This window comes from Nannocystis sp. (assembly GCF_016714285.1).
Taxonomy (GTDB): domain Bacteria; phylum Myxococcota_A; class Polyangia; order Nannocystales; family Nannocystaceae; genus Nannocystis.
The window spans coordinates 13,147-39,494 of sequence record NZ_JADJNN010000017.1 but is presented as its reverse complement, the minus strand read 5'-3'; the positions used below and the strand labels follow the sequence as shown (position 1 = coordinate 39,494).

At 70.6% G+C, this 26,348-nt stretch carries 21 protein-coding genes; 9 read left to right on the top strand and 12 right to left on the bottom strand.

Annotated features, from left to right (window positions below; translation table 11 throughout):
- Positions 1-69: 69 nt before the first annotated feature.
- The 3 genes from IPJ59_RS25970 to IPJ59_RS25960 all read right to left on the bottom strand — a co-directional run bounded on the left by IPJ59_RS25970 (position 70) and on the right by IPJ59_RS25960 (position 1,312).
- On the bottom strand, positions 70-237 hold the full coding sequence (locus IPJ59_RS25970) for a hypothetical protein (protein ID WP_293252927.1): 168 nt from the start codon (positions 235-237) through the stop codon (positions 70-72).
- A gap of 101 nt (positions 238-338) precedes the next feature.
- Positions 339-986, bottom strand: coding sequence for a DUF4215 domain-containing protein (locus tag IPJ59_RS25965; RefSeq protein ID WP_293273754.1), 648 nt, complete (start codon positions 984-986; stop codon positions 339-341).
- Positions 950-1,312 carry a hypothetical protein gene (locus IPJ59_RS25960; RefSeq protein ID WP_293273753.1) on the bottom strand — a complete coding sequence of 121 codons (363 nt, stop codon included), beginning with the start codon at positions 1,310-1,312 and terminating at the stop codon, positions 950-952. Before IPJ59_RS25960 ends, IPJ59_RS25965 begins: the two co-directional genes overlap by 37 nt.
- A 402-nt stretch (positions 1,313-1,714) precedes the next feature.
- Here IPJ59_RS25960 and IPJ59_RS25955 point away from each other — a divergent pair, with 402 nt between their 5' ends.
- The gene (locus IPJ59_RS25955; RefSeq protein ID WP_293252923.1) at positions 1,715-2,218 is read left to right on the top strand and encodes a hypothetical protein; all 504 of its coding nucleotides are present in this window, start codon (positions 1,715-1,717) and stop codon (positions 2,216-2,218) included.
- Between the two features lie 150 nt (positions 2,219-2,368).
- Here IPJ59_RS25955 and IPJ59_RS25950 read toward each other — a convergent pair whose 3' ends face one another.
- Complete coding sequence (locus tag IPJ59_RS25950) at positions 2,369-4,021, bottom strand: vWA domain-containing protein (RefSeq protein WP_293273752.1); 1,653 nt, start codon at positions 4,019-4,021, stop codon at positions 2,369-2,371.
- Positions 4,022-4,188: 167 nt separating this feature from the next.
- Between IPJ59_RS25950 and IPJ59_RS25945 the strand changes: the two genes are divergently transcribed.
- Both IPJ59_RS25945 and IPJ59_RS25940 read left to right on the top strand, forming a co-directional pair.
- On the top strand, positions 4,189-4,359 hold the full coding sequence (locus tag IPJ59_RS25945) for a hypothetical protein (protein WP_293273751.1): 171 nt from the start codon (positions 4,189-4,191) through the stop codon (positions 4,357-4,359).
- Positions 4,356-4,952: a hypothetical protein gene (locus IPJ59_RS25940; RefSeq protein WP_293273750.1), complete on the top strand. Its 597-nt coding sequence runs from the start codon at positions 4,356-4,358 to the stop codon at positions 4,950-4,952. The genes IPJ59_RS25945 and IPJ59_RS25940 overlap by 4 nt, the downstream gene beginning before the upstream one ends.
- Positions 4,953-5,020: 68 nt before the next feature.
- On the opposite strand, the gene IPJ59_RS25935 is transcribed toward IPJ59_RS25940, so the two are convergent.
- Together IPJ59_RS25935 and IPJ59_RS25930 are read right to left on the bottom strand one after the other, a co-directional pair.
- A complete protein-coding gene (locus tag IPJ59_RS25935; protein ID WP_293252914.1) occupies positions 5,021-5,389 on the bottom strand; it encodes a hypothetical protein in 369 nt (122 codons plus the stop codon).
- Between the two features lie 204 nt (positions 5,390-5,593).
- Complete coding sequence (locus tag IPJ59_RS25930) at positions 5,594-7,831, bottom strand: DUF4215 domain-containing protein (protein ID WP_293273749.1); 2,238 nt, start codon at positions 7,829-7,831, stop codon at positions 5,594-5,596.
- A gap of 472 nt (positions 7,832-8,303) precedes the next feature.
- Here IPJ59_RS25930 and IPJ59_RS25925 point away from each other — a divergent pair, with 472 nt between their 5' ends.
- The 5 genes from IPJ59_RS25925 to IPJ59_RS25905 all read left to right on the top strand — a co-directional run bounded on the left by IPJ59_RS25925 (position 8,304) and on the right by IPJ59_RS25905 (position 15,039).
- Complete coding sequence (locus IPJ59_RS25925; RefSeq protein ID WP_293273748.1) at positions 8,304-10,988, top strand: alpha/beta fold hydrolase; 2,685 nt, start codon at positions 8,304-8,306, stop codon at positions 10,986-10,988.
- Between the two features lie 73 nt (positions 10,989-11,061).
- Entirely contained in the window at positions 11,062-11,412 is a 351-nt protein-coding gene (locus IPJ59_RS25920) for a hypothetical protein (protein WP_293252905.1), read from the top strand.
- A gap of 80 nt (positions 11,413-11,492) precedes the next feature.
- Positions 11,493-12,377 (top strand): hypothetical protein, encoded by an 885-nt coding sequence (locus IPJ59_RS25915; RefSeq protein ID WP_293252903.1) that lies wholly within the window; start codon positions 11,493-11,495, stop codon positions 12,375-12,377.
- Positions 12,378-12,430: 53 nt separating this feature from the next.
- Positions 12,431-13,561 (top strand): tRNA 2-thiouridine(34) synthase MnmA, encoded by a 1,131-nt coding sequence (gene mnmA / locus IPJ59_RS25910; RefSeq protein WP_293273747.1) that lies wholly within the window; start codon positions 12,431-12,433, stop codon positions 13,559-13,561.
- 152 nt (positions 13,562-13,713) lie between these two features.
- Positions 13,714-15,039, top strand: a complete 1,326-nt coding sequence (locus IPJ59_RS25905; protein WP_293273746.1) for a tRNA modification GTPase — start codon at positions 13,714-13,716, stop codon at positions 15,037-15,039.
- A gap of 6 nt (positions 15,040-15,045) precedes the next feature.
- Here the strand turns inward: IPJ59_RS25905 and IPJ59_RS25900 are convergent, their stop codons facing one another.
- The 3 genes from IPJ59_RS25900 to IPJ59_RS25890 all read right to left on the bottom strand — a co-directional run bounded on the left by IPJ59_RS25900 (position 15,046) and on the right by IPJ59_RS25890 (position 20,908).
- A complete protein-coding gene (locus tag IPJ59_RS25900) occupies positions 15,046-17,976 on the bottom strand; it encodes a serine/threonine-protein kinase (protein WP_293273745.1) in 2,931 nt (976 codons plus the stop codon).
- Between the two features lie 138 nt (positions 17,977-18,114).
- Positions 18,115-18,249, bottom strand: a complete 135-nt coding sequence (locus IPJ59_RS25895; RefSeq protein ID WP_293252891.1) for a hypothetical protein — start codon at positions 18,247-18,249, stop codon at positions 18,115-18,117.
- Positions 18,230-20,908 (bottom strand): sensor histidine kinase, encoded by a 2,679-nt coding sequence (locus IPJ59_RS25890; protein WP_293273744.1) that lies wholly within the window; start codon positions 20,906-20,908, stop codon positions 18,230-18,232. The genes IPJ59_RS25895 and IPJ59_RS25890 overlap by 20 nt, the downstream gene beginning before the upstream one ends.
- 143 nt (positions 20,909-21,051) lie before the next feature.
- On the opposite strand from IPJ59_RS25890, the gene IPJ59_RS25885 reads away from it, so the two are divergent.
- Entirely contained in the window at positions 21,052-22,362 is a 1,311-nt protein-coding gene (locus IPJ59_RS25885) for an outer membrane beta-barrel protein (RefSeq protein ID WP_293273743.1), read from the top strand.
- 25 nt (positions 22,363-22,387) lie between these two features.
- Here IPJ59_RS25885 and IPJ59_RS25880 read toward each other — a convergent pair whose 3' ends face one another.
- The 3 genes from IPJ59_RS25880 to kdpC are packed head-to-tail and all read right to left on the bottom strand — an operon-like array spanning position 22,388 to position 26,344.
- Entirely contained in the window at positions 22,388-23,092 is a 705-nt protein-coding gene (locus IPJ59_RS25880; protein WP_293273742.1) for a response regulator, read from the bottom strand.
- A complete protein-coding gene (locus IPJ59_RS25875) occupies positions 23,089-25,782 on the bottom strand; it encodes a sensor histidine kinase (RefSeq protein WP_293273741.1) in 2,694 nt (897 codons plus the stop codon). The genes IPJ59_RS25880 and IPJ59_RS25875 overlap by 4 nt, the downstream gene beginning before the upstream one ends.
- Entirely contained in the window at positions 25,769-26,344 is a 576-nt protein-coding gene (gene kdpC, locus IPJ59_RS25870) for a potassium-transporting ATPase subunit KdpC (RefSeq protein WP_293273740.1), read from the bottom strand. The genes IPJ59_RS25875 and kdpC overlap by 14 nt, the downstream gene beginning before the upstream one ends.
- Positions 26,345-26,348: the final 4 nt, after the last annotated feature.

The following is a 26,348-nucleotide window of genomic DNA, read 5'->3' as shown; positions in this document are numbered from 1 at the left end:
GCGGGCCCCGTCGTCGAGGTCCGTGATCGGGTAGCGTCGAGTGCCGACGAGGCGGCCGATTACAGGCGATTACAGGTCCACGAGCCCTTGCAGCGCCTCGGGGGCGGCGCGGAGCTCCGCCAGGTCCGGGTCGCCGGGGAGGGCGGAGTCGGCGCGCCTGAGAGCCTCGAGGGCGCGGGTCTTGCCGGACTGGTCGCCGCCCTGGATGGCCTTGAGGCCCTCGGCGTGTGGTGCCACCTGCCGGGCCTGTCACGGACATCGGCCCCACGAGCGTCGCTTCCGGAGAAGCACCTCGTGGGGCCGACGGTTGTGCGCTGTTGGTTGGCGGTCTCGGCGATTCAGGGCGTGCCGAAGATATCGGTGACCGGGCGGATGCGGCAGGCCTCGCAGCCGTCGCCGGCGTCGCCGTTGCCGTCGTCGCACTGCTCCCCGGCGTTCAGCTCCCCGTCGCCGCAGGTGAACGCGGCAAGCTCGCACGCGGGGCCCTCGCAGTCGTCGCCGGAGGGGGCGCCGTTGCTACCGAAGATATCGTTGACCGGGCGGATGCGGCAGGCCTCGCAGCCGTCGCCCGCCTCGCCGTTGCCGTCGTCGCACTGCTCCCCGGCGTTCAGCTCCCCGTCGCCGCAGGTGAACGCCGCCAGCTCGCACGCGGGGCCCTCGCAATCGTCGCCCGCGGGCGCGCCGTCGTTGGTGAAGATATCGTTGACCGGGCGGATGCGGCAGGCCTCGCAGCCGTCGCCCGCCTCGCCGTTGCCGTCGTCGCACTGCTCCCCGGCGTTCAGCTCCCCGTCGCCGCAGGTGAACGCCGCCAGCTCGCACGCGGGGCCCTCGCAATCGTCGCCCGCGGGCGCGCCGTCGTTGGTGAGGATATCGTTGACCGGGCGGACGCGGCAGGCCTCGCAGCCGTCGCCCGCCTCGCCGTTGCCGTCGTCGCACTGCTCACCGGCGTTCAGCTCCCCGTCGCCGCACGTGAACGCCGCCAGCACGCACCCGGGGCCTCGCAATCGTCGCCCGCGGGCGCGCCGTCGTTGGTGAAGATATCGTTGACCGGGCGGATGCGGCAGGCCTCGCAGCCGTCGCCCGCCTCGCCGTTGCCGTCGTCGCACTGCTCACCGGCGTTCAGCTCCCCGTCGCCGCAGGTGAACGCGGCGAACTCGCACGCGGGACCCTCGCAGTCGTCGGCGAGCTCCTCGGCGAGCTCGTCGTCAAAGGCCGCGTCGAGCTCGCGCTCGGAGATGGTGCCGTCATCGATATCGCAGGCGACGGCAAAGAGGGGGCAAAGGAGGGAGATGACGAGGGTGCGGATATTCATGACACTGCTACCTTTTGCTCGGAGAGCGTGAATACTGGTTGGAGGTTTCGAGCGACCGCCGCTGGCGGCCTCGACCTTCGATGTCCTGGTAGCGTCGGGCGCCGTCGCCATGATCATTACGCGCCCTTACAGGCCCGTGGCCTCCCACCCCCTGGCCGCGCCGCGCCGCCACCAGGGGCTCTGTGCGGCCCAGGTCCGCGAAGGTGGAAGTGTCACGGGCGGCACGAGCAATTGCCTTCTCAGATCGCCCCGATTGCCGTACAACATGGCGGTAGCGAAGGAGTATCGGTTATGAAGCACAATTCATCGAGCGAGATATCTATCGGCAATTCCTGCGCCCACGCGCACTCATGGATCCCCGCGCGCCTCGCTCGCAAAGCCTGGGGGCTCGCGCTCGGCGCTATGTTGAGCAGCGGCTGTATTCTGCTGGGTAGTGATAACGATACGGGGCAGAATACCAATAGTAATGGTCCGGACACCGGCAACGCGACCACCGACAACCCGACCACCACCGACCCCAGCGCGACTACCCCGACCGGCAGCGAGAGCATAAGCGGCACCGACACCCCGACCACCGACACCCCGACCACCGACGCCAGCGCGACCGCCACCGAAGTCACGACCACGGACCCCAGCGCGACGGCCACCGACACAAACGGCACCGGCACCGGCACCACCGACGTAACCGGCACCGGCACCGCGACCGACACAGGTACCGACACCGACACCACCACCGGCACCGGCACAACCGGTGGCGGCGGGCTCGGCGAGGGCGAGGTCTGTCAGGACGCCCCGGACGGCTGCGCGCCTGGCCTGCTGTGCTGCTATCCGTGCGGGATCCCGGACTGCATGAACAAGTGCATCAAGCCCGACCCCAACACCCAGATGTGCCCGCTCTTCCCATAAGCGAAGCGACGCGGCGAGGTTGCCCTCGTCGCGTCGCGTCTGCCTCACACCGGCCAGCATGGCCTCGCGGGCTGGCGACATCCGGGTCGTCCAGGACTGGTCGCCCTCCGACTCGTGCCTGCGGCGCCGTCGTTCGCGGCCAGCCGATCGTTACAGCGCCTCGAGGACGGCGCGGATCTCCGCCAGGTCCTTGTCGCCGGGGAGGGCGGCCTCGGCGAGGGTGAGGGCCTCGAGGGCGCGGGTCTTGCCGGCCGGGTCGCCGCTTTGGATGGCCTTGAGGCCCTCGGCGTAGGCGAACACGGCGGCGCCCTTGAGCAGGTTGGCGGACGGGTCGGCCAGCAGCTCGGCGATCTTGCGGGTCTCCTGGACCTCGCGCTGTTCGAAGGTGACGGCGTCCTGGAAGCGCGTCGTGATCGTGATGCTGGCCTCGGCGTCGACGAGCGCCGGGGCGCAGGTCTCGACGGTCTGATGGAACACCATCGCGTCATTCGGGGCCAGGTGCTGCGGCTCGATCTCGCTGGGGTTGCTGCTGAACTCCTCGCCGGAGAAGCGCACGATCTCGAAGCCGGGCGGCATGTCGAGGCGGACGCGGACGTCGCGGGCGGCGACCATCATCGTCGAGACGAAGCGGTCCTTGAACATCCGGGTCGCCTCGGCCTTGTGCGGGATGAACAGCGACGCGCCCTTGCCGGCGTCCGTGACCACATCCATCAGCTCATCCTTGTAACTGTCGCTGGTGCCGACCCCGACACCGACCAGGTAGATACCGTCCTGGCCCTGGTCGCCGGCGCCCTGGGCGATGACCGCGATGTCGGTCTCGCCAGCGTTCGCGCCGCCGTCGCTGATCAGGACCACGCGGTTGATGCGGCCCGGGGTGAAGTGCTCGCTCGCCAGCATGTAGCCGGCGTTCAGGCCACCGCTCAGGTCGGTGCCACCACCCGACTCGAGGGCGTCGCACTCGGCCACGATCGTGGGGTCGTTGGCGCTCTGGACCACGTGGCCGGCGAGCTTGACGGCGTTGCTGGTGTCCCAGCCGACCATCGAGACAATGTCACCCTTGCGCAGGCTGCCGGCGATCGTGCGACAGACCTCGCGCTCCATCTCGATCGGCAGGCCCTGCATCGAGCCGGACTCGTCGAGGACGAGGGTGACGTTCATCAGGGGGCGGTCGGCGGCCGGGACGGCCTCGCCGCTGATGCCGATCTGCATGGTGTACTGGCCGTCGGGCTGGCCCTGGAATTGGGCCAGCTCAGGCGTCACCCGCACCTGCCCGGGCTCGGCCGCGGCGTAGGCGAAGCTGTAGTAATTCATGAACTCCCAGGTGCGGATCGGCACCCCGTTCAGGCCGCCGAAGTCGCCGAGCACCGCCTCGCGGACCTGCACCGGCGAGCTCGTCGAATTCGAGTCGTCGGGCGACAGGTACAGCACGACCGGCGTCTCGATGTCACACGCGGCCTCGCCAGTGGTCCCGGTGCTGCTGCTCGCGTCGCCGGTGCTGGCGTCGCCGCTGGTCGCGTCCCCGGTGTCGGCGCCGCTGGTGTTCCCCGAGTCCCCGCCATCGGTGTTACCCGCGCTGTCGGAGCCTGCGCCGCTCGTGGGCGAGCTGCCGTTGGTGGGGTCGCTGGCGGTGGTGGTGGGCGAGCTGTCATAGCCGGTGACACCGCCACCGCTGTCGCCACCGCCTTCGGAGACGCTGTAGGAGGAATAGCCGCCGTCGCCGCTGTCCCCGCAGGCGCCGCTGAGCGCGGCGAGCAGGGCGAGGGAGATGGGAGCGATACGAAGGTTGCAGGTGCGGGAGTTCATACGTAAGACCTAGTGATTCACGGTTGATGCGCGTGCGCGGTGCTGCCACCTCGCCACAACGATGGTGCGCTCCGGGCCCGGCACGGACCATTACAGGCCATTACAGGCGCGGCGTCGCCCGCCTGCTCCGGCCCCGAAGGTCAACGGCCCGAAGCATCCCGGTCGCCGTGGCCCAGGCCGAGCGGTACCCGACGGGCTACGGCGACACAATCATGACCACGACGATCCTGTGCGGCCGCTGGTCCGCGAAGGGGGATCTTCGGGTGGGCGAGCAATTGTCTTTTCAAGGCGACCCGAACGCCGTAAGCTGCGGCGTTACGGGAGAGTATCTGTTATGAAGCACAATTCATGGAGCGAGATCAATATCGGCAAATCGTGCGCCCACGCGCAGACACTGGCTCGCGCGCGGCTCGCTAGCAAGGCCTGGGGACTCGCGCTCGGCGGTATGTTGAGCAGCGGCTGCATTCTTCTGGGTAGCGACAACGATACGGGGCAGAACACCGACAGCAATGGCCCGACCACCGCCGCCGGCTCGACCACCGCGGACACCACCCCGACCACCACCGCCGCCGGCTCGACCAGCACCACCCCGACCACCGAGGGCAGCATTTCCGGGACCACCTCGGGCAACTCCGATAGCCAAACCACTGACCCCGACACCACCACCGACGCCAGCACAACCGGCACTGGCACCGACACAACCGGCACCGGCACCGACGCAACGGGCACCGGCACCGACACCGGCACCAGCACCGACGCCAGCACCGGCACAACCGGCGGCGGCGGCCTCGGCGAGGGCGAGGTCTGTCAAGACAACCCGGACGGCTGCGCTCCCGGCCTGCTGTGCTGTTACCCGTGCGGCATCCCGGACTGCATGAACAAGTGCATCAAGCCCGACCCCAACACCCAGATGTGCCCACTCTTCCCATAGAGCGGCCGCCGCGAGCCCCACGTCAGGAACAAGGTCCTGACGCAGGGGGTGACGCGGCGGCGTGCCAATCAATCCCACGAGCAGAACTTGCCGTCTTTGCAGCGCTGGCCGTTGGCGCAGTCGGTGTCGAAAGCGCAGCCGAAGAAGCACTCGCCGCCGTGGCAGTTCATGCCGCCGGGGCACGAGGCATCCTTTTTTCCGTCGCCGCACTGGTAGGTGCAGGTCCCGCCGTCACAGTCCTTGTTACCGCAACAGTGGTTCGAGATGCAGTCGCCGTTGCCGTTGCAGGTCGCGCCAATATCGCCGGAGCCGCACAACGGGTTCAGGCGACACGAGGCGCCGGGCGGCGGGCCACACGCGACACCGAGGATGGCGCCGAGGATCAGCGAGACGAGCGCTCCAGGGAGACCGAGACCGGGGGGGTGTCGTGTGGACATGGGCTGCCAGGGTAGGGAAGACCGGTGCCCGAGTAAAGGTGCCGCGAGCCCGGCCCACCAGTGCGGGTATGGGCCTCGCTGTGCGGGCGGCTTGTGCGCGAACGAAGCGCGGGCCGACTCCCGGGCCGGCGCCATGCTGGCGCGCTGCGAAGCACGAGCGCGCCAGGGTACGCGAGTGTGCCGCGATTTCCTCGCGGCCCCCGCTCAGTTCGGCAGCACCGCGTAGGCGTCGTAGTAGTGGATCGCCGTGCCCTGCCAGGCCGGGTTCGCGCTGTACGAGCTGGCGACCGTGGCGAGCGCGCTGGCCATCGCCGCCTCGCCCTCCTCGCAGAAGGTGTCGCCGTCGTCGAGGCCGCACATGGTCTCGACGCCGACGATGACCTGGCGGTCGCTGAGCCCCGCGGCGTAGCTCATCTCAGTGCTGACATAGTCGATCAGGCTGGTGGAGTTATCCACATAGTCCATGAAGGTCGCGTCGAGGCGGTCGAGCAGCCACACGTGGGCGGCCTTGGTGACGCCGCTGCGGGTGATGTTGTGGTGCTGCAGCCAGACGTTGGCGTCGGTGTTGATGCGCAGCGTGGTGCCGGCGCTCGCCTGCGCGGCCTCGAAGGCGTCGGTGATCTGGTACAGGCGGTCGATGAGGCGGGCGACCACGCCGGCCGTGTTGCTGCCCATGTCGGGGGCGTGCGCGGGTTCGATGTCGAGGTGGATGCCGACCGGCTTCGGGCCGGTGAGCGCGTCGGTGAATTCGACGGCGTCCTCGGCGAAGGCGATCGCGGTGTTGACATTGCCCGACGGGTCCATCCAGCCCTCCATCGCGGGGAACGCGGTGTCGGTCTTCGGGCCGACCAGGAGGTCGACCTCGACGCAGCGGGCGTCGGCGTCGGCGATGAAGTCGGCCAGGAGACCGCGGCCCGGCGTGGTCGCGGTGAGCAGGGCGCCGGCCTCCTCGTCCCACAGGTCGAAGATGAGGCGGGTGACGTCCTTCTCGCGGGCGAAGTCGAGGAGCTCGCCGGCGGCGGCGCTGTCGTTGACCAGGTTCACGTAGTCGTTCCACACCCACAGGCCCTTGACGTCGCCGGCGGACGGGCAGGCCTGGACGGTGCAGGCATTCGAGCAGCGGTCGGTATCATCGCTGTTGCCGTCGTCGCAGGTCTCGGAGCCGTTGACGACGCCGTCGCCGCAGCTCGGGGTGGCCTCGCCGACGCACACAGCCCAGCCCTGCTGCGAGAGGCCCTTGCGGGTCGCGTAGGCGGACATGATCTGGCTGGTCTGGCAGGTCTGGCCGGCCGCGCAATTGTTCTGGGCCACATTGCAGGGGGACAGGGGCATCCAGCTCACGGTGTGGTGGACGAACACGCCGCTCCACGCGTCCGGCGCGGCCGCGCCGAAGTAGTCGTTGACCTTCTTGAGCACCGGGAAGATCCCCGGCTTGGACGGCGTGCCCTGCTCGCCCTCCTCGCAGAAGGTGGTGGAGGCCGACAGGCCGCAGATCGTCTCGACGCCGGCGATGATCTTGCCGCCGCTGGTCTGGGCGTAGGTCACCTCATTGATCGCCTTGCTGCGCATGCTCGTATAGGTGTCGCGGTAGTCCATCAGGTTGACCACGTCGAGGGTGTCGCTCATCCACTCGATCATCGGCCGGGTGACGCCGCCCACCGGCACCGCGGTGGAGTAGACCTTCTCGTCGAACCAGTACGGCGCGACGCCCACGATCTCGAGCGGCGCGGAGAGCTGGCCCGCGTACTGGGCGGCGAGCTGGCCGCCCAGGGTCTGCAGGGACTGGTACATGCTGATGAGCTGGCCGAGCGCGACGGTCTTCTGCGCGTTGTTCTTCGAGTTCCAGCTGGCGTTCGCGTGCGGCTCGACGTCGTAGTGGACGCGCACCGGGCGGGCGGTCGCGCCGAGGCCGGCGACCAATTGATAGGCGTTGGTGAGGAGGTTTTGGGCGCCGGTCTGGCCGGGCAGGTGCCAGCTGTGGTCGCCGAGCAGGAGGTCGACGCCGATGCAGTGCTGGTCGGCGGCGGCGATGAGCGCGGCGAGCTTGGTGCGACCGGCCGAGGTCGGCAGGTGGCCCTGGGCCTGGAAGTAGATGCGGGTGACGCCGTGGCTGGCGGCGAAGCCGACGAGCTCGTCGGTCAGCGCGGTCGGGGTCGGGCTCACGCTGTCGAGGATCCACTCCTCCCACATGAACATGCCGCGCTCCTGACCGACCGACGCGCAGGTGGTCGCCTGGACGCAGCTGTCGCCGACGCAGTTGTTGCTGCTGAGGCCCGGGGTGCTCGGGGTCGGCTGGGCCTCGGACGAGTCGGCCTCGGGGTCCTCGATCTCGCCCAGGTCGTCCTCCGTGCCGTGGATGCGCTCGGAGTCGGGCATATCCTCGGTGCATGCGACGATGAGGAGGGGGCAAAGGAGGGAGATTGTGAGGCTGCTGCGTAACATCGGGGTCTACCTTTTCGATCGGTGGGTTGGGTGACGCGTCGGCGTCGGGTCGTCGAGGTAGCGTCCGACGCCCGCGGAGCGGGGCATTACGCGGCATTACAGCGGGCCGCGCGGCTGTAATGCCCTGTAACGTCCCGCCCCGCGGCGGACCGACGCTTACAACTCGAGAGCCCCGGCCGAGGCGCCTGGATGCGGCCCTTCGGCAAGTCCCACCGATCACCGCATTCCACCGCCGGCATATCGCTCTCACCCGACGGGTTATCCATATACACCCGGCCAACCGCCCGGGGCCCTCGGGACTATCCGAGGGCTCCGGGCACCTTCATGGCCCGCGGGCGAGATCAAGCCGCGCGGAACTATTCCCGGGTCGCAAATCCATGGGTCCTCCAATGGCGCTACGTGGCCCGGCCGCACCTTATGCGCGGTAGCTCGCGCTGCGGCCATGGTAGGCACACCGAGGCACCAATGGCCAATGCGCTGGCAACCACCCACCACCTTCGACGACTTCGAGGTCGTGCGCTACCTCGGCGCCGGCGGGATGGGTTATGTATATCTCGCGCGCGACACCCTGCTCGACCGCCTGGTGGCGATCAAGTTCGTGGCGCCGGACGCGTCGGACCCGGCCGCGCGTGAGCGCTTCCCGCTCGAGGCACGCGCCGTCGCCCGCCTGCAGCACCCCAACATCGTCGCCGCCTATCGCGTCGGCAACATCGACGGCCACCCTTACCTCGCCTCCGAGTACGTCGCCGGCAGCCGCCTCGACCGCCTGGCCCGGCCGATGGAGTGGCAGCGCGTGCTCTCGATCGGCGTCGGCCTGGCCCGGGGCCTCGCCGCCGCCCACCACTCGCGCGTGCTCCATCGCGACATCAAGCCGGCCAACATCATGGTCACCGCCGATGGCGAGGTGAAGCTGCTCGACTTCGGCATGGCCAAGCTCACCGACCTCGTGGCCGCGCGCTCCGGCGATGCGCCGCTGCCCGCGACGCTGCCCGCACCGCTGAGCGTCGACATCACCCTGCTGAGCAATCTACCGACCTCGGTGCCGCGGCTCCCGGCCGAGGAGACCGACGAGACCGGCCCCCTCACCGTCGCAGGCACGGTGATCGGCACGCCGATGTACCTCGCGCCGGAGCGCTGGCGCGGCAAGCCGGCGGACGAGCGCTCGGACCTCTACGGCCTCGGCGTCGTGTTGTACGAGCTGCTGGCGGGCGAGCTGCCCTTCGCCCACCTCGTCGGCGACGAGCTGGCACGCACGGCGATGGACTGCGAGATGCCGGGCCTGGCCGGGCGCATGCCGCAGGTGCCGCGACCACTGACGGAGATCGTCGACCGCCTGGTCGCCCGCGAACCCGAGGCCCGCCCGGCCTCGGCCGCCGAGGTGCGAGATACCCTCGAGGCGCTGGCCGCCCTCTATCGGCCCTTCATCGGCGCGGACGGCGACAGCGACCGCGAGGTCGCGCTGCTCGGCGAATCCTTCGCCCGCGTCGCCAGCACCGGCGACCGCCTCGCCACTCGCTTCTACGAGCTATGGTTCGCCGACGACCCTTCCGTGCGCCCGCTGTTTCGCTCCGACCCGGCGCAACAGCAGCGCATGCTGACGGCCGCGCTCAAACTGGCCATCGACAACCTGCGAAGGCCCGAGCGGCTGGTCCCGCTGCTCGAGGAGCTCGGACGGCGCCACGCGCACTACGGCCTCAGCACCCGCCACTTCGGCTCGATGGGCCGCAACCTGCTGGCGACCCTCGCCGAGCTCGATCCGGAGTGGGGTGGCGACACGGAGCGCGCCTGGGCCACCGAGTACGCCCGCATCGCCGGCGTCATCCAGCGCAGCATGGAGCACGAGCTCGCCTCGCAGCCCCGTCCGCTCGCCCGCGCCAGCAACACCTGGAACCTCCCGCTCGCGCCACCCCGGACCCGCTGGGCCGAGCGCCGCGGGGCCGAGCTCGGCTTCCAGGTGTTCGGCAACGGATCGGTCGACGTCCTCCTCGTCGGCGAGTGGGTCACGGATATCGAACAGATATGGCAACACCCCGCGCCCGCGAAGTTCCTGCGCAGCCTGGCCGCGATGGCCCGCGTCGTCATGTTCGACCGCAGCGGCTGCGGGCTGTCGCAGCGCACCGCGAAGCCGACGCTGGAGCTCCTCGTCGAGGACGCGCTCGCGGTGCTCGACGCGGCCTCGCTCGACCAGCCGGTCGTGATCGGCATCGGCGACGGCGCTGCCGCGGCGACGCTGCTGGCCGCGACGCACCCCGCCCGCGTCCGCGCGCTGGTGCTGCTGGCCAGCGGCGTACGCATGCTGCCGGAGCACGACCCCGCCGCACCGGCGCAGCTCGCCCGGGCGCTCACCGCAGTGCGGGAGCGCTGGGGGGCGCCGCTGTTCGTCGACGAGCTCGCGGCCAGCCTCGCCAGCGAGCGCGCTTATCGACGCTGGTGGGCGACCCTGCTGCGCCGCGCGACCAGCCGGGCCGACGCCGGACATCTGCTCGCCGCGGCCGCCGCGATCGACATCAGCGGGATCGCGGCGATGGTCCACGCGCCGACCATGCTCGTGCACCGCGTCGGAGATCCCATATGGCCAGTCACCGAGGCGCGACGACTCGCGGAGCAGATCCCCAGAGCCCGGCTGATCGAGCTGCCAGGCGCCGATCATGTGCCCTGGTCGGGCGACAGTGAATCGGTGCTCACGGCGATCCACGAGTTCCTGACCCACGTCCCGACCGCCGTGCTCGGCACCTCGCTCGCGGCCACCGTCATGGTCGCGCGCCTGCACGACCCGCGGCCCCGGGCCACGAAGGACTTCGAGGAGCACTATCGTCGTGAGCTCGCCCGGCACTCCGGCGTCCCGCTGACCACCGACGATACCGCCGCCCGCCGCGGCATCTTCGAGTCCGCGGGCTGTGCCGTCCACTGCGCGCGGACCCTCGCGGCGGCGATGCAGGCCCGCGGTCATATGCTCACGATCGGCGTCGACACCGGCGAGCTCTACGCGGGCATCGAGCTCGCTGGCCCCGTCGTCGAGGCCGCCGCCGCGTTGGCCGCCGCCGCCCGACCCGGAACAATCTCCGTCGGCCGCGCCACGCAGGGCCTCGTCGGCGACCTCGTCGACGCATCATGTCCCGGCGCGATCCTCGCGCGCGAAATGGATGCGGACCTGTAACGCAGGTCCTCGACCGGGCACTCATGGGCGAGGTCTGCCGTCGCGCAGACCAGCCACCCAGACTCGGTGAATCATGCCATCCCTGCCGCGAATCATCGTCCTTGTCTCCACCGCCCACCTCCTGCTCGGCTGCACCAGCGGCGCGAGCAACGTCGATTGCAAGCAGGTCACGGTCCCGAAGTACGCTGAAATGACGGCGTGGGCCAAGTGCACCAGCTGCCACAGCACCGCCCTCACGGGCGCCGGTCGGGTCGGGGCCCCGGGCGACATCAACTTCGACAATTACGACAGCGCCGTCGCCGACGCCGACCTGGCGCGCTCGGAGGTCGAGTCGGGGTCGATGCCGCCAGCGGGCAGCCCCAAGCTCAGCTCGGCCGAGCACGATCAGATCGTCAACTGGGCCAGCTGCGACACGCCGCAGTGACCCGCGCTGCGCGCCGCGGGCCGACCTCGCCACGATTCCTCACCGCGAGCCTGGCGCGTATGCTCGCGGCCTGAGGATCCATGCCCACGCTGCTCGCACCCCGTCACCTCGCGCCATGCCTGCTCGCCGCGACCCTCGCCGTGACCTGCGGCGGCGCCGAGACCTGCCCGAAGTGCGGCGAGCCGACGCGTCAGGGCACGCTCGCCAACCCCGAGCTCGTCGAGACCTCCGGCATCACCGCCAGCTCGCTGCTCCCCGACGTCCTGTTCGCCCACAACGACTCCGGCGACTCCTCGCGCTTCTTCGCCGTCTCGCGCACCGGCGCCGACCTCGGGACCTTCAAGGTGACCGGCGCCCAGAACATCGACTGGGAGGATATGGACCGCGGCCCCTGCCCCGCCGGCAGCTGCCTGTATATCGCCGACATCGGCGACAACGCGCTGGAGCGCCTGGCCTACACGCTGTATCGCATGAGCGAACCAACCGCCATCGTCGCCGGTGAGCAGTCGATCGCCGCCGACCGCCTGGTCTTCACCTACAGCGATGGAGCCCACGACGCCGAGGTGCTGCTGGTCCACCCCGTCACCGGCGAGGTCACGATCGTGACCAAGGTCGAGGACGGCCCGGCCCAGATCTTCGCCCTGCCGCGCGAGTTGACCACCGGCAAGACCCTCATGGCCACCCAGGTCGGCGAGGTCCAGCCGCCGAAGGGCGACAATCGCTTCACCGGCGGATCGATCCACCCGGACGGCACGGCGATCCTCATGCGCAGCCACTCGAGCCTGTTCTACTATCCCATGCAGCCGGAACAGACCGCCGCCGAGGCGCTGGCCGGCGAACCATGCAAGCTGCCCGTCGCCGACGAGATGCTCGGCGAGGCCGTCACCTGGCTCGGCGCAGGCGATGAATTCGCCACCCTCGGCGAGGGCGCCAGCGCCGCGATCAACGTCTCATCCTGCGACTGAAGGCCCACGCGCGGCTTGACGTATGCGCCCGGGCACCCGACGATCGCCCGCGCATGGCCCCGCAGCAGCAGACCGTCGTGGTCGGGATGTCCGGCGGCGTCGACTCCTCCGTCGCGGCGCTCCTGCTCCACCAGCAGGGCTACCGGGTGATCGGCCTGTTTATGAAGAACTGGGAGGAGCAGGACGACAGCGGGGTGTGCAGCGCGGCGGCCGACTACGCCGATGTGGCCCGAGTCTGCGAGCAGATCGGGATCGCCTACTACGCCGTGAACTTCGTCCAGGAGTACTGGGACCGCGTGTTCGTCGAGTTCATCGCCGACTACAAGGCCGGCCATACGCCGAACCCCGACATCCTGTGCAATCGGGAGATCAAATTCGCCGTGTTCTTCGACCTGGCGATGAAGCTCGGAGCCGACTACCTGGCGACCGGCCACTACTGCCGCAATGAGCTGCGGGCGGGCGAACACCGACTGATCAAGGCCGTCGACGCCGCCAAGGACCAGACCTACTTTCTCTATACAATCGGAAAAGCGACCCTCCGCCAGGTCCTGTTCCCGATCGGCGACCTGCCCAAGCGTGAGGTGCGGGCCATCGCCGAGCGCCACGGAATCGCCACCCACGCCAAGAAGGACAGCACCGGCGTCTGCTTCATCGGCGAGCGCGACTTCCCGGAGTTCCTCGGCCGCTACATCGCGGCCCAGCCGGGCGAGTTCCAGACCCTCGCGGGCGTACCCGTGGGCCAGCACCAGGGCGCGGCGTACTACACGATCGGCCAGCGCAAGGGCCTCGGCCTGGGCGGCGCCGGAGAGCCGTGGTTCGTGGTCGGCAAGGATATGTCCAGGCAGGTCGTTTACGTCGAGCGCGGTGAGCGACACCCTGCGCTCTATTGCGACGAGCTGATCGCCAGCGAGGTCAGCTGGGTCAGCGGCGCGCCGCCGCAGCCGGGCAGCTTTCGCTGCAAGATGAAGCTGCGATATCGCCAGAGCGACCAGGACTGCGCGGTGACCGAGCTCGGCGACGGCCAGCTGCAGGTCCGCTTCGACCTCCCCCAGCGCGCCGTGGCCCGCCGCCAATCGGTGGTGTTCTACGCCGACGACGTGTGCCTGGGCGGCGCGATCGTCGAGCAGCCCGGGCCGAGCTACCACGAACGCGGCCTGGCCCTGCCACCCCTGGTCGCTCGCTGAATCCCACGGACACCCGAGTTACCACGAACCCGGCCTGGCCCTGGTCACTCGCTGAATTCCACGGACATCCGCGATTCGCGTGCGTATGAGCACGATGTAAATACGATCACCCGGCTCACCGTGCCCTGCCGAGATTGGCTATACACCCGGGCATGGTCGGGACCGGCGTGGTCGCCTCGGACACCCTCGTCGGGATCGCCACCGGCAGCCCCGACGGCGGGGTGGCGATCGTTCGCCTCAGCGGCCCGCGTGCGCGAGCGATCGCCGAGGCACAGGTCGGAGCCCTGCCCGCGCCCCGCGTGCTCGGCCTGCGCAATCTCGCAGGCGAGGCGATCCTGGTCGCGTGGATGCCCGGCCCGCGCTCGTTCACCGGCGAGGACGTGGTCGAGCTGCACATCCACGCCGGCGCCTGCAACGTCGCCAGCGTGCTCGAGTTGATGCTCGCCGCCGGGGCCAGCGCGGCCGGACCCGGCGACTTCTCGCGCCGCGCCTTCGAGCACGGCCGACTCAGCCTCGATCAGGTCGAGGGTATCGCCGCGCTGATCGGCGCGCGCACCCAGGCCGCGCTCGCGCAAGCCAAACGCCTGGTCGCCGGCGAGCTCGGCCGCGAAGTCGAGGTCGTCCGGGCCGCGCTCGAGCAGCTCCGCATCGAGGTCGAGGCCAACCTCGATTTCCCCGAGGACGTCGCCGCCGCCGACGAGCTGCGCTGGGCCGACGAATGCCAGCACCTCCAGGCCGAGCTCGAGCGCTGGCTCGCGCGCTACGAGGCCGGCCGACGCGCGCGCGCGAAGCCCCGCGTGGTCCTGGCCGGCCCGCCCAACGCCGGCAAGAGCGCGCTGTTCAACGCCCTGCTCGGCCGCCGCCGGGCCCTGGTCTCCGCGCAACCCGGCACCACGCGAGACTTCGTCGAGGCCGAGCTGACGATCGCGGGCCGCGAGCTGACGGTCGTCGACACCGCCGGCCTGCGACCCAGCGACGATATCCTCGAGCGCGCCGGCGTCGAGCTCGGCCGCGAACAGCTCGCCGGCGCCGACCTGGTCCTGTGGATCGAGGGCTCGGACCAGCCGACGCGCCCGGACTGGCAGCGCGAGCGCGAGGCGATCGCCGACACGGAGGTCCCGACGATCGCCGTCGAGAACAAGGCCGACCTCGGCCGCCAGCGACCGACCTGGCTCGGCGTATCTGCGATCGACCCCGCCACCCTCGAACCCCTGCGCGCCGCGATCTCCGGCGCCCTCGGCGAGCCCGGCGAGGGCTGGATCGGCCTCGCCCGCCACCGCGACCGGGCCCACGAGGCGAAACTCGCCCTCGCCGAGGCCCGCGAGCAATTGCAGGCCAGCGCCGGCCTCGAACTGGTGGCATTCGCCCTGGCTCAGGCCCAACAACGCGTCGGCGAGATCACCGGTCACACCGGCCTCGGCCCGATCGGCGCCACGATGCTCGACGCGATCTTCTCGCGCTTCTGCATCGGCAAGTAGCGGCGATCAGGGCGCAGCGTGCTTCGCCAGCCAGGCGTCGACCTCCGACAATTCCTTGACCTTGACCGCGCCGGCGGCGGCGAAGCCCTCGCGGGCCTGGATGGCGAGGGTCCGCGCGCGCGCGGCCTGGTCTGGCTCGTGGACGATCGCGCGGGCCGCGAGGAAGCGGTCCTCCGCGAGCTCGCGGGCCTGGCTCGTCGCCTTCTGGCGCAGCCGTAGCGCCCGCTCGGCCAGCGGCGCAGCGTCCCGCGGACGGTCGCGAGCGAGGGCCACCCTGGCGAGCCCGGCGAGCGGGAAGGACAGCCGCGCGTGCTCGGGGCCGAGGCTCTTCTCGCGGATCTGGAGGACGCGCTGGTACAGCCGCTCGGCCTCGTCGAGGCGCCCCTCGTCGACGGCCAGATCGCCGAGGCCGAGCAGCGGGAAGGCGACCTTCGGGTGCTCCGCACCGACCAGACGCTCGCGGATCGCCAGGGTCTCCTCGTAGAGCGCGCGGGCCTCGTCGCGACGCGTCGCCTCGCCTGCGAGGCACATGCCGAGGTTATACAACAACGTGGTCACCAGCATATGCTCACGCCCGAGCGAGGCGATCCGCAGGGCCAGCGCCCGCCGGTACATCACCTCGGCCTCGGGGACCTCCCCGCGCTCACAGGTGGTCACGGCGAGGTCGTTGAGCATGAAGGCGAGGCGCGGGCTATCGCCGCCGTAGGCCCGCTCGGTCAGACGGATCGCCTCGCGCGTGGCCGCGTCGGCGTCGTCCCGGGCGCCGATCTCGGACAGGATCATCGCCTTGATCTGCAGGATCGACGCGAGCTTGGGGTGCTCCTCGCCGTGGGTCTCACGCATGATCGCCAGGGCGCGGTCGACATGAGTGAGGGCCGCCGGGTAGTCGCCAGTCAGGCGCTGCACGAGCCCCAGCGACTCGCATACGCTGCCCACATCGGCCGATCGCGGCCCGTACTCGGCCTCCGCGATGCTCAGGGCCTCCGCGAGGTGGGCGCTGGCCTCGGCGTAGCGCCCGGCGCTCTCGTCGAGGAAGCCGAGGTTGCGCAGGCGGACCAGCTCGTCGCGCGGCGACAGGCCGCGGCGGCGGGCGACGGCGTGAGCATTCTGGACCCACACCATCGCCTCCGCGTGACGCTCGGTCTGCGCGCCGATCACCCGCGAGAGATAGCCCGCGGCCCGCAGCGCGACCTCGTCGTGGTCGCTCGCCAGGGCCGCCCACCAGGCCGCCGTCAGGGCCGCCTCGGCGACCTTGTTGTCGGCGCTCAGCTCGTGCAGGAGGCCGCGCCGCAGCTGGGCCTCCGCCTCGATCGGCAGGTATCCGAGCGTCCCGGCGCGGGCGGTCACCGCGTCCGCGGCCGCGATCACCTCGCCCGGCCGCCCGGCGTCGCTGGTGGCCTCGATGCGGGCGAGCTCGTCGCGCACTTCCTCGACCACGGCCGCGAGGGCGGGGTCACCGGGCGGCTCGACCCGATCGCGCAGCACAGCCTCGGCGCTGCACCGGGCGATCGGCGTCAGGCTGGCGCTCGCCTCGATCACGTGGTCAACGGCCGCGGCACCGCCAGCCGGCAGCGAGGTGAGCAGCGCCGCGAGCTCGCGCTCACGCTCGTGCAGGCACGCGAGACGACCTGCGAGCAGCGCCGCGGACTGCCGCTGGTGGACATGCGTGTCCTCGCAGGCGGCGACGCTCGCGGCCTGCCACTGTTCGGCCTGCGCGTCGATCGTGGCGCGCGCACGGGCCCAGGTGGCGGCGGCGTGCGGCAGGCCCGTGGTCGCGAGGGCCGCGCCGATCGTCCGCGCCCGCTCGTCGTTCCACACCGCGGTGATCGCCGCGCCGGCCTCGCTGCACGCGGGGGGCTCCTCGCGGACATCGACGCCCATGAGGTTGCCGACTGCGGCCGCGCCGACGACCAGCGCGCTGATCCCCGCGATCCGCCGCCAGCGCACGACCGGGTCGTCGGCGAGGGCCGCGAGCAGCGTGTCCATGTCCTGCCAGCGCTCAGCGAGGTCCGCTCGCAGGCCGCGGCGGACCACCCGGCGGAGCCACTGCGGAACCTTCGAGCCGCGCGGGGGCTCGCGCACGTGGCCGCTGGCGACGGCGACCGCCAGCATCGTGCCCTGCCCGACGAATGGGCGCTCGCCATACAGGCCCTCGTGCAGCGCCACGCAGAAGGCGAAGATATCGGCGCGGTGGTCGACCTGCAGGCGGAGGTGCTGCTCGGGCGCCATGTAGGCTGGCGTCCCGAGCATGGTACCGGCGACAGTGAGGGTCGTCCCTTCGCGGTGGGCCTCGCCGGCGCTCGGCGTGAGCTCGGCCAGATCGCCGCTGCGAGCGAGGCCGAAATCGACGACCCGCACGCGCCCGTCGCGGCCCAGGATCGCGTTGTCGGGCTTGAGGTCGCGGTGGATGAGGCCGGCCTTGTGGGCGGCCGCGAGGCCCCGGCCGGCCTCGGTCCAGCGGGCGAGGATCTCGCGCCAGCTCCGCGACGCCGCCTGCTGCCAGACCCGGAGGTTATCGCCGTCGATCAGCTCCATCACCAGATAGATCTGGCCGGCCTCCTCGCCGACCTCGTAGATCTGGACGATGTTTGGGTGCGACAGCTTGGCCAGCGCCTGGGCCTCGCGCCGGATGCGAGCGCGACCGGTGGTGCCGCCAGTGGCCGGTACACTCAGCACCTTGATCGCGACCCGGCGATCGAGCTCCTCGTCGTACGCCGAGAAGACGACGCCCATGCCGCCCTCGCCGAGGATCCGGAGCAGGACGTAGCGTCCGAGCCGGGTCTGCGCGCCGCTGCCGAGGCGGGCGCGCAGCAGCACGGAGAACAACTCCCCTGGGCCGGCCGCCGGCTCGTCGGTCCTGGCCGGGGACGACGGGCCGTTGAGCCCGCTGTCGACGCGCGTCACCGAGTCATCCCGCGCTTCGCTGTCATCCCGCACGCGATCGCGAGGATCATAGATCTGGGCCCGCGAAGCAACGGGGCCGCCCGCGACCGCGTCGCCCACTTCGACGAACTCGGGGCGCGCTCGGGGTGAAGTGCGCGAAATGACTCGGCGTCCGACGCGCAACGTGACCGGTCAGACCACCGTGATCACCACATTGCCCGTCTTCTCCCCGGTCTCGACGTAGCGCGTGGCCTCGCCAACGGCCGCGACCACGCCGGCGAACTCGCTGCCCAGGATCTTATGCCGCTCAGGTCTTCGCAGCTTCATGCTCGGCGAGCGGCAGGGTCACGCGGATCGTCGTACCGACGCCAGCATCCCCTGCGAACGCCTCGACCCTGCCACCGTGAGCGCCGATCATGCCACGCACGATCGCCAGGCCGAGCCCCGTACTCCGCGAAGCATCGCCCCTGCCCTGCGCCTTCCCGAACAGCCGCCGCCGCTCTTCCTCGGCGATCCCCGGACCCCGATCCTGAATGTCGAGGACGAGCGTACTTCCGCCGTCGCGGCGGGCCGTCACGGCCACGGCGGCGCCCGGCGGCGAGAATCTGGCCGCATTCTCGAGGATGTTGAACAGCGCCTGCTCGATCAACGCCCCGTGGACGAACAATGGTGGCAGGTCGGGTTCCATGTCGACGCTCACCTCGAGTCGGGGGAACAGCTTGCGGAGGCCCGAGAGCGCCGAGTCCAGGATCTCCGCGAGCCCGACCCAGTCCCGCCGCAATTTGATCGGTCCGGCGCCGAGGCGCGTCATGTCCAGCAGATTCTGGACATAGCGATCGAGGCGCTCACCCTCGCGACGAACGATGTCCACGAGCCCACGCCGGGTCTCCTCGCTCATCGTCGCGTCGCTGCTCGCCAGGCTCGCGGCAGCGGCGACCGTCGCCGCGAGCGGGGAGCCGAGGCCATCCGCCACGGACGCGAGCAGGGCCGTGCGCAGCTGTTCGGTCTCCCCCTCGACCCGCGCCGACTCCAAGTTCGCGGCCAGGGCGGCCCGGTCGGCGGCGAGCGCCATCTGCTGGACGATCGCCTCGGCCAGCCGCCGCTGCTCGTCACGGATGCGCCCGCGTGCCGACGAAAACCGCAGGGCCACCGCGCCGAGACAGCCGCCCTTGACCACCAGCGGCAAGAACCACCACACCGAGCTCGCAACTGTCTCGGTGTCGCGCCCCGCCGGGCGGGCGTTCGCCGTGGCCCAGTCCGCCGTGGCCATGTCCCGGGCGTCGAGCTGGACCTCGGCCGGGACGGCACAGACCCTGCGCAGCGAGCCATCGTCACTGTCACGGCGGAGCATGACGACGGCGCATTCCAGGGCCGTCGCGTGCGCCTCGCAGCCGGCCTGGAACACCTGGGCCTCGTCGACCGCACCCGCCAGGCGCTCGCCCAGGGCCAGCAGGACCCGGGCGTGCTCGTTGGCCGCGCGCAGCATCACGACCTGCGCGTGTTGCCGGGCCGCGAGCTGGCCGCATACCAGCGCGGCGGCGAGGAACGCCATCACGGGGACGACGTCGGCGGCGCTGGTGATACGCAGCGAGAGGCGCGGCTCGGTGAAGAAGAAGTTATAGGCCAGGAAGCACAGCAGGGCGGTATAGATGGAGACGCTGGTGCGGGACGAGACGGCCACGAGGAGCACGGCGCAGAGGAACACCAGGGCCAGGCTCGCCAGCGGCAACCACCGCTCGAGACCGGCGCAGAGGACGACCGCGACCGCCGAGACCGCGGTGGCCAGCCCGTACTCGTGGAGGCGCTCGGGCCACTGGAGCTCGCCGGCGAGGCGGCGACGCGAACCGATGCGGGCGAGCGGCGTGTTCACGATCGTCAGCTCGAAGCGTGCGCCCCGATTGAGCAGCTGCTGCGTGATCGTTCGATTGAACGCGCGCGCGAGCGGGCGCTCGCGCGTGCGCCCGATGATGATCGACGATACGCCGTGACGTCCGGCGTAGCTGAGCAGCTCATCAGCGACGCTGGACCCGCGCAGGAGCACCGTGCTGCCCCCCAGCCGCTGCGCGAGCTGCAGCGCCGCCTGCAGCTTGTCGCCATCGGTGCGCGAGCGGTCCCCGGTGTCGACATGGACGACCGTCCACGGCGCCTGACGCCGCTCCGCGAAGCGGCGGGCGACACGGATCAAGTACTCGGTGTACTCGTGCCCGTCGACGGCCACCAGGACGCGTCGACGCAAGCTGGCGCCACCCGCCGCGCTGTTCGCCGCGAGGTCGTCACGGAGATCGGCATCGACGAGGTTCGCCGCGGTCTGCATCGCCAGCTCGCGCAGCGCCGCCAGGTTGGTCGGGGAGAAGAAGCGATCGAGGGCCGCCTGCGCCCGCTCCTGCATGTACACCTTGCCCTGGCGCAGGCGCTCGATGAGCTCGCGCGGCGGCAGGTCAATGAGCACGATGTCCTGCAGACGGTCGAGAAAGGCGTCAGGGACGGTCTCGCGGACGCGGACGTGGGTGATCTGTTCGACGACGTCGTTGAGGCTCTCGAGGTGCTGGACGTTGATCGTCGTGAAGACGTCGATCCCCGCGTCGAGCAACTCTTCGATGTCCTGATAGCGACGCTCGTGGCGCGCCCCCGGCACGTTGCTGTGGGCCAGCTCGTCGACGAGCGCGAGCGCCGGGCGCCGGCGCAGCAGCGCGTCGAGGTCCATCTCCTCGCGGGCCCGCTCCCGGTATTCGATGCGCTGGCGCGGCAGCACCTCGAGCCCGGCCAGCAGCGCCTCGGTCTCCTTGCGGCCGTGGGTCTCGACGACCCCCACGACGATATCCACGCCCTGCTTGCGGAGCTCGCGGGCGGCGTTCAGCATCGCGTAGGTCTTGCCGACGCCAGGAGCGGCGCCGAGGAACACCTTGAGCTTGCCGCGCCGCTGCTCCGCCTCGTCGGCGACGACCCGCGCGAGCAGCCGATCGGGATCCGGACGGCGATCATCCATGGGCCTGACAACCTGCCAGAAATGAGATCAAGGAATCGTCAAGACCGGGCCATGAGCGCGAAAGATCAGCGTCCGCTCGCGGATGCACATTACTCGCAAATTGACGAGATCTTGAGGGCCGTCCTGCCAGGATGCAGCCCGTCATGCACCGCACATTCTGCTCATGGTCGCGCTACTGTTGGGCCCTCGGTCTTCCGCTCATCGCGCTGCCAGCACCGGCGCTCGCCACTCCGTTCGCTCGCATCGTCCAGGATGTGCCCGCACCAGCCTCGCCCGCTGCAGCGGCCCCGGCGGCCCCCGCGGCGGGTGCGGCAGCCCCAGCACCCGCCGCGTTGACGCCCGACGAGGAGGACGCGGTCACGCCGTGGGTGGTCGGCGGATTCGTCGATACGCAGTATGTCGTCAACAGCAATCTCCCCGACAACCACATCTTTCGCGGGACCCCAAATACGCCGAGGACGGGTGAATTTAGCCCGAACCTCGTCGTCGGCTATGTCCGCCGGGATCCCATCAAGTCGCCGTGGATGTTCGAGCTGGCGCTGCAGGCGGGCCCGGCCGCCGACGCGCTGTACGCCTCGGAGCCGGTCGCGGGCGGGACAGCTGGGCGCTACGCCGGTGTCGAGGTGTTCAAGCACATCGGCCGCGCCAACGCCGGCGTCAAGCTCAAGCGCGGCACGGAGCTCGCGGCGGGCTTGATGCTGGCGCCGACGCACTTTGGCAGCTTCTGGGCCAAGGACAACTGGCACTCATCGATCACCTGGGGCTACTCGTCGGTGCCGTTTTATCTGATGGGGGCGCGCGTGTATCAGCCGCTCGGTGACAAGGCCGGCATCGGCCTGTGGCTGGCCAACTCGTACGGTCTGATGGGCGACGCCAACAAGGCGCCCGTCGGCCTCCTGAACCTGGTCGTCATGCCGACCAAGCGCCTCACGCTCGTGCAGAACGTGTACGCAGGCCCCGAGGACGTGAGCATCAAGCCCGATGCGTGGCGCCTGCTGCTCGACAGCCAGATCGTCTACATCGCCGATAAGTGGAGCATCGCCGCGGTCGGCGACTATGGCCGCGAGAAGCTGACCTTCAAGACCGACAGCCCGGTGGCGCAGTGGGCCAACGGGATGGTGTCGGTGCGCGGCGAGGTGCTGGAGCGCAAGAACTTCAAGTGGTTCATGGCCGGCCGCCCCGAGTTCTTCTGGGACCGCAACGGGCGGATCTACGGCGCGCCGGACCGCGATAATTGGATGTACGGCGCCACCTACACCAACGACTTTCGCCTGTTCGAAGGGCTGCTGTTCCGCGTCGAATACCGCTACGACCGCTCGACGGCCAGCAAGGGCTTCTGGTATCGCGGCGACCAGATCACGGACGACGCCCCGAACCTCGCGCACGATCAGCACACGATCATCTTCAACTTCATCGGCTACTTCGAGCGCCGATTGCCGCGGATGCGCAACTGACGGCCAAAGCCTCGGCGAGCCGGCCTCAGCGGGCCGGCTCGTCGCGCAGGCGGTAACCCACCCCGGCGTCGGTCGCCAGCCAGCGCGGGCGGGCCGGGTCCTCCTCGAGCTTCTGACGCAGCTGGCCCATGTACACCCGGAGATAGTGGTTCTCCTGCGCGCCCGGGCCCCACACCTCGCGGAGGAGCTGACGATGCGTCACCACCTTGCCGACGTTGTGAATCAGCGTGACGAGCAGCTTGTATTCGTGCGGGGTCAGGTGCACCTCGACCTCGCCGCGATGCACGGTGCGGCGCCCGAGGTCGACGCGCACGTCGCCGAAAGTATGGATCGCATCCGGCGTGGCGAGCGATCCGCGGGCCGCGTGGCGCAGGGCGACGCGCAGGCGCGCGAGCAGCTCCGCGGAGCCGAAGGGCTTGATGAGGTAATCGTCGGCGCCCGCGTCCAGGGCCCCGACCTTGTCCTGCTCCTTGCCGCGCGCGGAGATGACGATGATCGGCACCGGCGACCACACACGGATCTGGCGCGTGACCTCGACGCCGTCGCCGTCGGGGAGACCGAGATCGAGGAGGATGACGTCCGGATTGTGCGAGTGGGCGAGCGCCACCCCTTCGCGGGCGGTCTCCGCCTCGACGAGGCGGTAGTTCTGGGCCCGCAGCATCGGACGAAGAAAGCGTCGCAGCTGCGGCTCATCCTCGACCAGCAAGATCAGCGGACTGTGTTCGGTCATTCGGATTCCTCCTCCGCGGGTATCGGTGGGGCCACGCCGCCGATCGGCAAGGTCACACGAAACACTGCGCCGCCCCCGGGGCGCTTGCCGGCCGTGATGTTCCCGCCGTGGGCCTCGGCGACGGCCCGGCAGATCGCCAGGCCGAGACCCACACCCTGTGTCCCCGGCGGACCGCCAGCACGCACGAACTTGTCGAAGATCCGCGGCAACGCGTCGTCCGCGATCCCCGGGCCGCGATCCAGGATCTCGAGCACGATCGACTCACCCTCGCGCGCCGCCTGGACCGTGATCGGCGTACCCGGCGGCGTATATTTCGTGACGTTCTCGAGCAGGTTCGTGAGCATCTGTTCCATCAGCACTGCGTCGAGCGCGACCAGCGGGAGACCGGGCTCGATCTGAACGTCAACGGCACGTCCGGCCAGGCGCCCCTCGAGACGGCCGAGCGCCGCGCCGATCGGCTCGTCGATCGGGGTCCACTCGCGCGCGAGCACCAGCTCGCCCGACTCGAGGCGTGACATGTCGAGCAGGTTCCCGACCAGCCGCGCCAGGCGCTCCGCCTCCTCGCGGATCGCGTCCGCGAGGTCGCGATGCACCTCCCGCGGCAGCTCCGGCCCGCCCTCGAGCAGCGTCGTGGCGGCCCCGGTGATCGTCGCCAGCGGCGTGCGTAGGTCGTGCGACACCGAGCTGAGCAGCGAGCTGCGCAGCTCCTCTGCCCGTGCGCGCAGCTCGGCGGCCTGGGCCTCCTGAGCCAGCAGGACGCGATGCAAGGCGAGCGCGGTCTGGCTGCCGAGCGTCTCGAGCAGCTGAGCGGCGGCGGTGTCGCGAGGGCGCTTGCCAGGCTCGACCGACAGGACACCGATCGTGCGCCCGGCGGCGACCAGGGGCAGGTGGGTCGCCGCTGCGCCAGGCAGCGTATCAGTGTCGCGACCGGCGGGTCCGTGCTCGAAGGCCCAGCGAGCGACGCTGAGTTCGCGGGGGTCCGCGACCAGCTCGGCATCGGTGCCCTGGACCGGCACGAGCTGGCCGCGCTCGTCGACGAGGAGGACAGCGACGCGGGCCCCGAGCGTCTCGCCGATGTGGCGGGCGGCGCAGGTGGCGATGCTGACCTTGTGCCGCAGCTGCGCGAGCTCGCGGCTGAGCGAGTAGAGCGCGGCGGTCCGACGCTCCCGCACCCGGGCCGCCTCGACCTGCATCCGGATCCGCGCGGTCAAGGTCGAGATCAGCAGGCCGACCGCGAGCATGACCGCGAATGTGAGCACATACTTCCCGTCGCTGACGGCGAAGGTGTAGTAGGGCGGGACATAGAAGAAGTCGAAGGCCGCGACGCTGAGCAGGGCGGTCATCGTCGCCGGGCCAGGCCCGAAGCGGACCGCGGCCAGCATGATGCCGACGATATATTGCATGATCAGGTCCGAGCGATCGACATATGGGAACAGCAACGAATCCACCGCCGTCAGCGCTGCGACCAGGGCGATACACCACAGATAATGTGCTGCCGGAGAATATTCGGAGCCCGGGCGCCCGGGCGGCTTCGCCGGGGCCTCTCGATCGCCGGTGATGACGTGGATGTCGATGCCGTCGCTGCCGCGCACGAGCTCACGCAGCAGCGATCGGCGCAGTTGATCGCGCCAGCGCCTGCGTGCCGGCTTGCCGACGACGATGCGGGTGACGTTGCGCTCACGCGCGAGGCGGATCAACGCGTCGGCCACGGCCTCGTCCACGAGAACGAGGACCTCGGCCCCGAGCGACTCGGCGAGTCGCAGCGAGCCGGCGAGCTGGTCGCGCTCGGCCGCGCCCGCGAGCGCAAGCGCCGGAGTCTCGACGTTCACGGCGATCCATTCGGTGCGCAGACTCGCGGCGATGCGGGCGGCCGCGCGGACCAGCCTGGCTCCGCTGGGGCTCGGGCCGACGCAGACCAGCAGCCGCTCCCCCGCCGGCCACATCGTCGCGATGCCATGCTCGCGGCGATAGGCCTGCACGTCGCTGTCGACCCGCTGGGCCATGCGCCGCAGCGCCAGCTCGCGCAATGCGAGGAGGTTGCCCTTGCGAAAGAAGGCGTGCGCGGCCTGCCGGGCCTGCTCGGGGAGATACACGCGACCCTCGCGCAAGCGCTCGAGCAGGGCGTCGGGCGGGAGGTCGACCAGCTCGACCTCGTCGGCTCGATCGAAGACCGCGTCGGGGATCGTCTCACGCACGCGGATCCAGGTGATCTGCGCGACGACGTCATTGAGCGACTCGAGGTGCTGCACGTTGAGCGTCGTGTGCACGCTAATGCCGGCTGCGAGCAGCTCGAACACGTCCTGCCAGCGCTTCGGGTGGCGCGAGCCCGGAGCGTTGGTGTGCGCCAGTTCGTCGATCAGCAGCAGCCCCGGACGGCGCTTCAGCGCAGCGTCGAGGTCGAACTCCTGCAATCCGACGCCGCGGTGCGAGAGCTGACGCAGCGGCAGCGCCGGCAGGCCCGCGAGCAGCGCGCCCGTCTCGTCGCGACCGTGGGTCTCGACCACCCCGACGACCACGTCGAGGCCCTCGGCCTGGGCCCGGCGGGCCGCCTCGAGCATGGCGAAGGTCTTGCCCACGCCAGGCGCCGCACCAAAGAAGATCTTGAGCTGCCCGCGCCCCTCGTCGGCGCGCGCCGCCACCGCGAGCAGAGCCTCGGGGTCCGGACGGGCGAGCTCGTCAGCGCTGCGCATCAAGGTCCTGATTCAGTCGCAGCACGTTGACCCGCGGCTCCCCGAGGATGCCGAAGGTCCGCGGCTCGACATGCATCTCGACCCGCACGAGCACCCGCTCGGTCGTCCAGCCGCGCGCCGCGGCGACCCGCGGGGCCTGGAAGCGGGCCGCCTCCGGGCTGATGTGCGGGTCGAGCCCCGAGCCCGACGCGGTCGCCAGATCGGCAGGAATCTCGCCCTTCATCTCCGGGTTGGCCGCCCGCAGCGCGGCGATCCGCTCGGTCACGGCGGTGTGCAGGGCCGGATTGAGCGGGCCCTGGTTGGTGGCCCCGGAGGCGGCGCCATTGTAAGGCGCGGGACCCGTGGCCGACGGACGGCCCGCGAAATAACGGGCCTCGGCGAATGTCTGGCCGAGCAGCTCCGAGCCGACGAGCTCGCCATTCGCGCCACCAACCAGGCTGCCGCCGGCCTGGTGCGGGAAGATTGAGCGAGCGAGCCCGGTCACGAGCACCGGGTATATCACACCCGTCAACACGGTGAAGCAGGCGAGCAGGACGAGGGCCGGACGAATGTGCGTGAGCATGGTG

What these genes read in the sequence shown, in the direction of transcription:
- IPJ59_RS25960 (WP_293273753.1), bottom strand. Translation starts at nt 1,312, where the DNA reads ATGAATATCCGCACCCTCGTCATCTCCCTCCTTTGCCCCCTCTTTGCC.
- IPJ59_RS25955 (WP_293252923.1), top strand. Translation starts at nt 1,715, where the DNA reads ATGTTGAGCAGCGGCTGTATTCTGCTGGGTAGTGATAACGATACGGGG.
- IPJ59_RS25950 (WP_293273752.1), bottom strand. Translation starts at nt 4,021, where the DNA reads ATGAACTCCCGCACCTGCAACCTTCGTATCGCTCCCATCTCCCTCGCC.
- IPJ59_RS25940 (WP_293273750.1), top strand. Translation starts at nt 4,356, where the DNA reads ATGAAGCACAATTCATGGAGCGAGATCAATATCGGCAAATCGTGCGCC.
- IPJ59_RS25935 (WP_293252914.1), bottom strand. Translation starts at nt 5,389, where the DNA reads ATGTCCACACGACACCCCCCCGGTCTCGGTCTCCCTGGAGCGCTCGTC.
- IPJ59_RS25930 (WP_293273749.1), bottom strand. Translation starts at nt 7,831, where the DNA reads ATGTTACGCAGCAGCCTCACAATCTCCCTCCTTTGCCCCCTCCTCATC.
- IPJ59_RS25925 (WP_293273748.1), top strand. Translation starts at nt 8,304, where the DNA reads ATGCGCTGGCAACCACCCACCACCTTCGACGACTTCGAGGTCGTGCGC.
- IPJ59_RS25920 (WP_293252905.1), top strand. Translation starts at nt 11,062, where the DNA reads ATGCCATCCCTGCCGCGAATCATCGTCCTTGTCTCCACCGCCCACCTC.
- IPJ59_RS25915 (WP_293252903.1), top strand. Translation starts at nt 11,493, where the DNA reads ATGCCCACGCTGCTCGCACCCCGTCACCTCGCGCCATGCCTGCTCGCC.
- mnmA (WP_293273747.1), top strand. Translation starts at nt 12,431, where the DNA reads ATGGCCCCGCAGCAGCAGACCGTCGTGGTCGGGATGTCCGGCGGCGTC.
- IPJ59_RS25905 (WP_293273746.1), top strand. Translation starts at nt 13,714, where the DNA reads ATGGTCGGGACCGGCGTGGTCGCCTCGGACACCCTCGTCGGGATCGCC.
- IPJ59_RS25895 (WP_293252891.1), bottom strand. Translation starts at nt 18,249, where the DNA reads ATGAAGCTGCGAAGACCTGAGCGGCATAAGATCCTGGGCAGCGAGTTC.
- IPJ59_RS25890 (WP_293273744.1), bottom strand. Translation starts at nt 20,908, where the DNA reads ATGGATGATCGCCGTCCGGATCCCGATCGGCTGCTCGCGCGGGTCGTC.
- IPJ59_RS25885 (WP_293273743.1), top strand. Translation starts at nt 21,052, where the DNA reads ATGCACCGCACATTCTGCTCATGGTCGCGCTACTGTTGGGCCCTCGGT.
- IPJ59_RS25880 (WP_293273742.1), bottom strand. Translation starts at nt 23,092, where the DNA reads ATGACCGAACACAGTCCGCTGATCTTGCTGGTCGAGGATGAGCCGCAG.
- IPJ59_RS25875 (WP_293273741.1), bottom strand. Translation starts at nt 25,782, where the DNA reads ATGCGCAGCGCTGACGAGCTCGCCCGTCCGGACCCCGAGGCTCTGCTC.
- kdpC (WP_293273740.1), bottom strand. Translation starts at nt 26,344, where the DNA reads ATGCTCACGCACATTCGTCCGGCCCTCGTCCTGCTCGCCTGCTTCACC.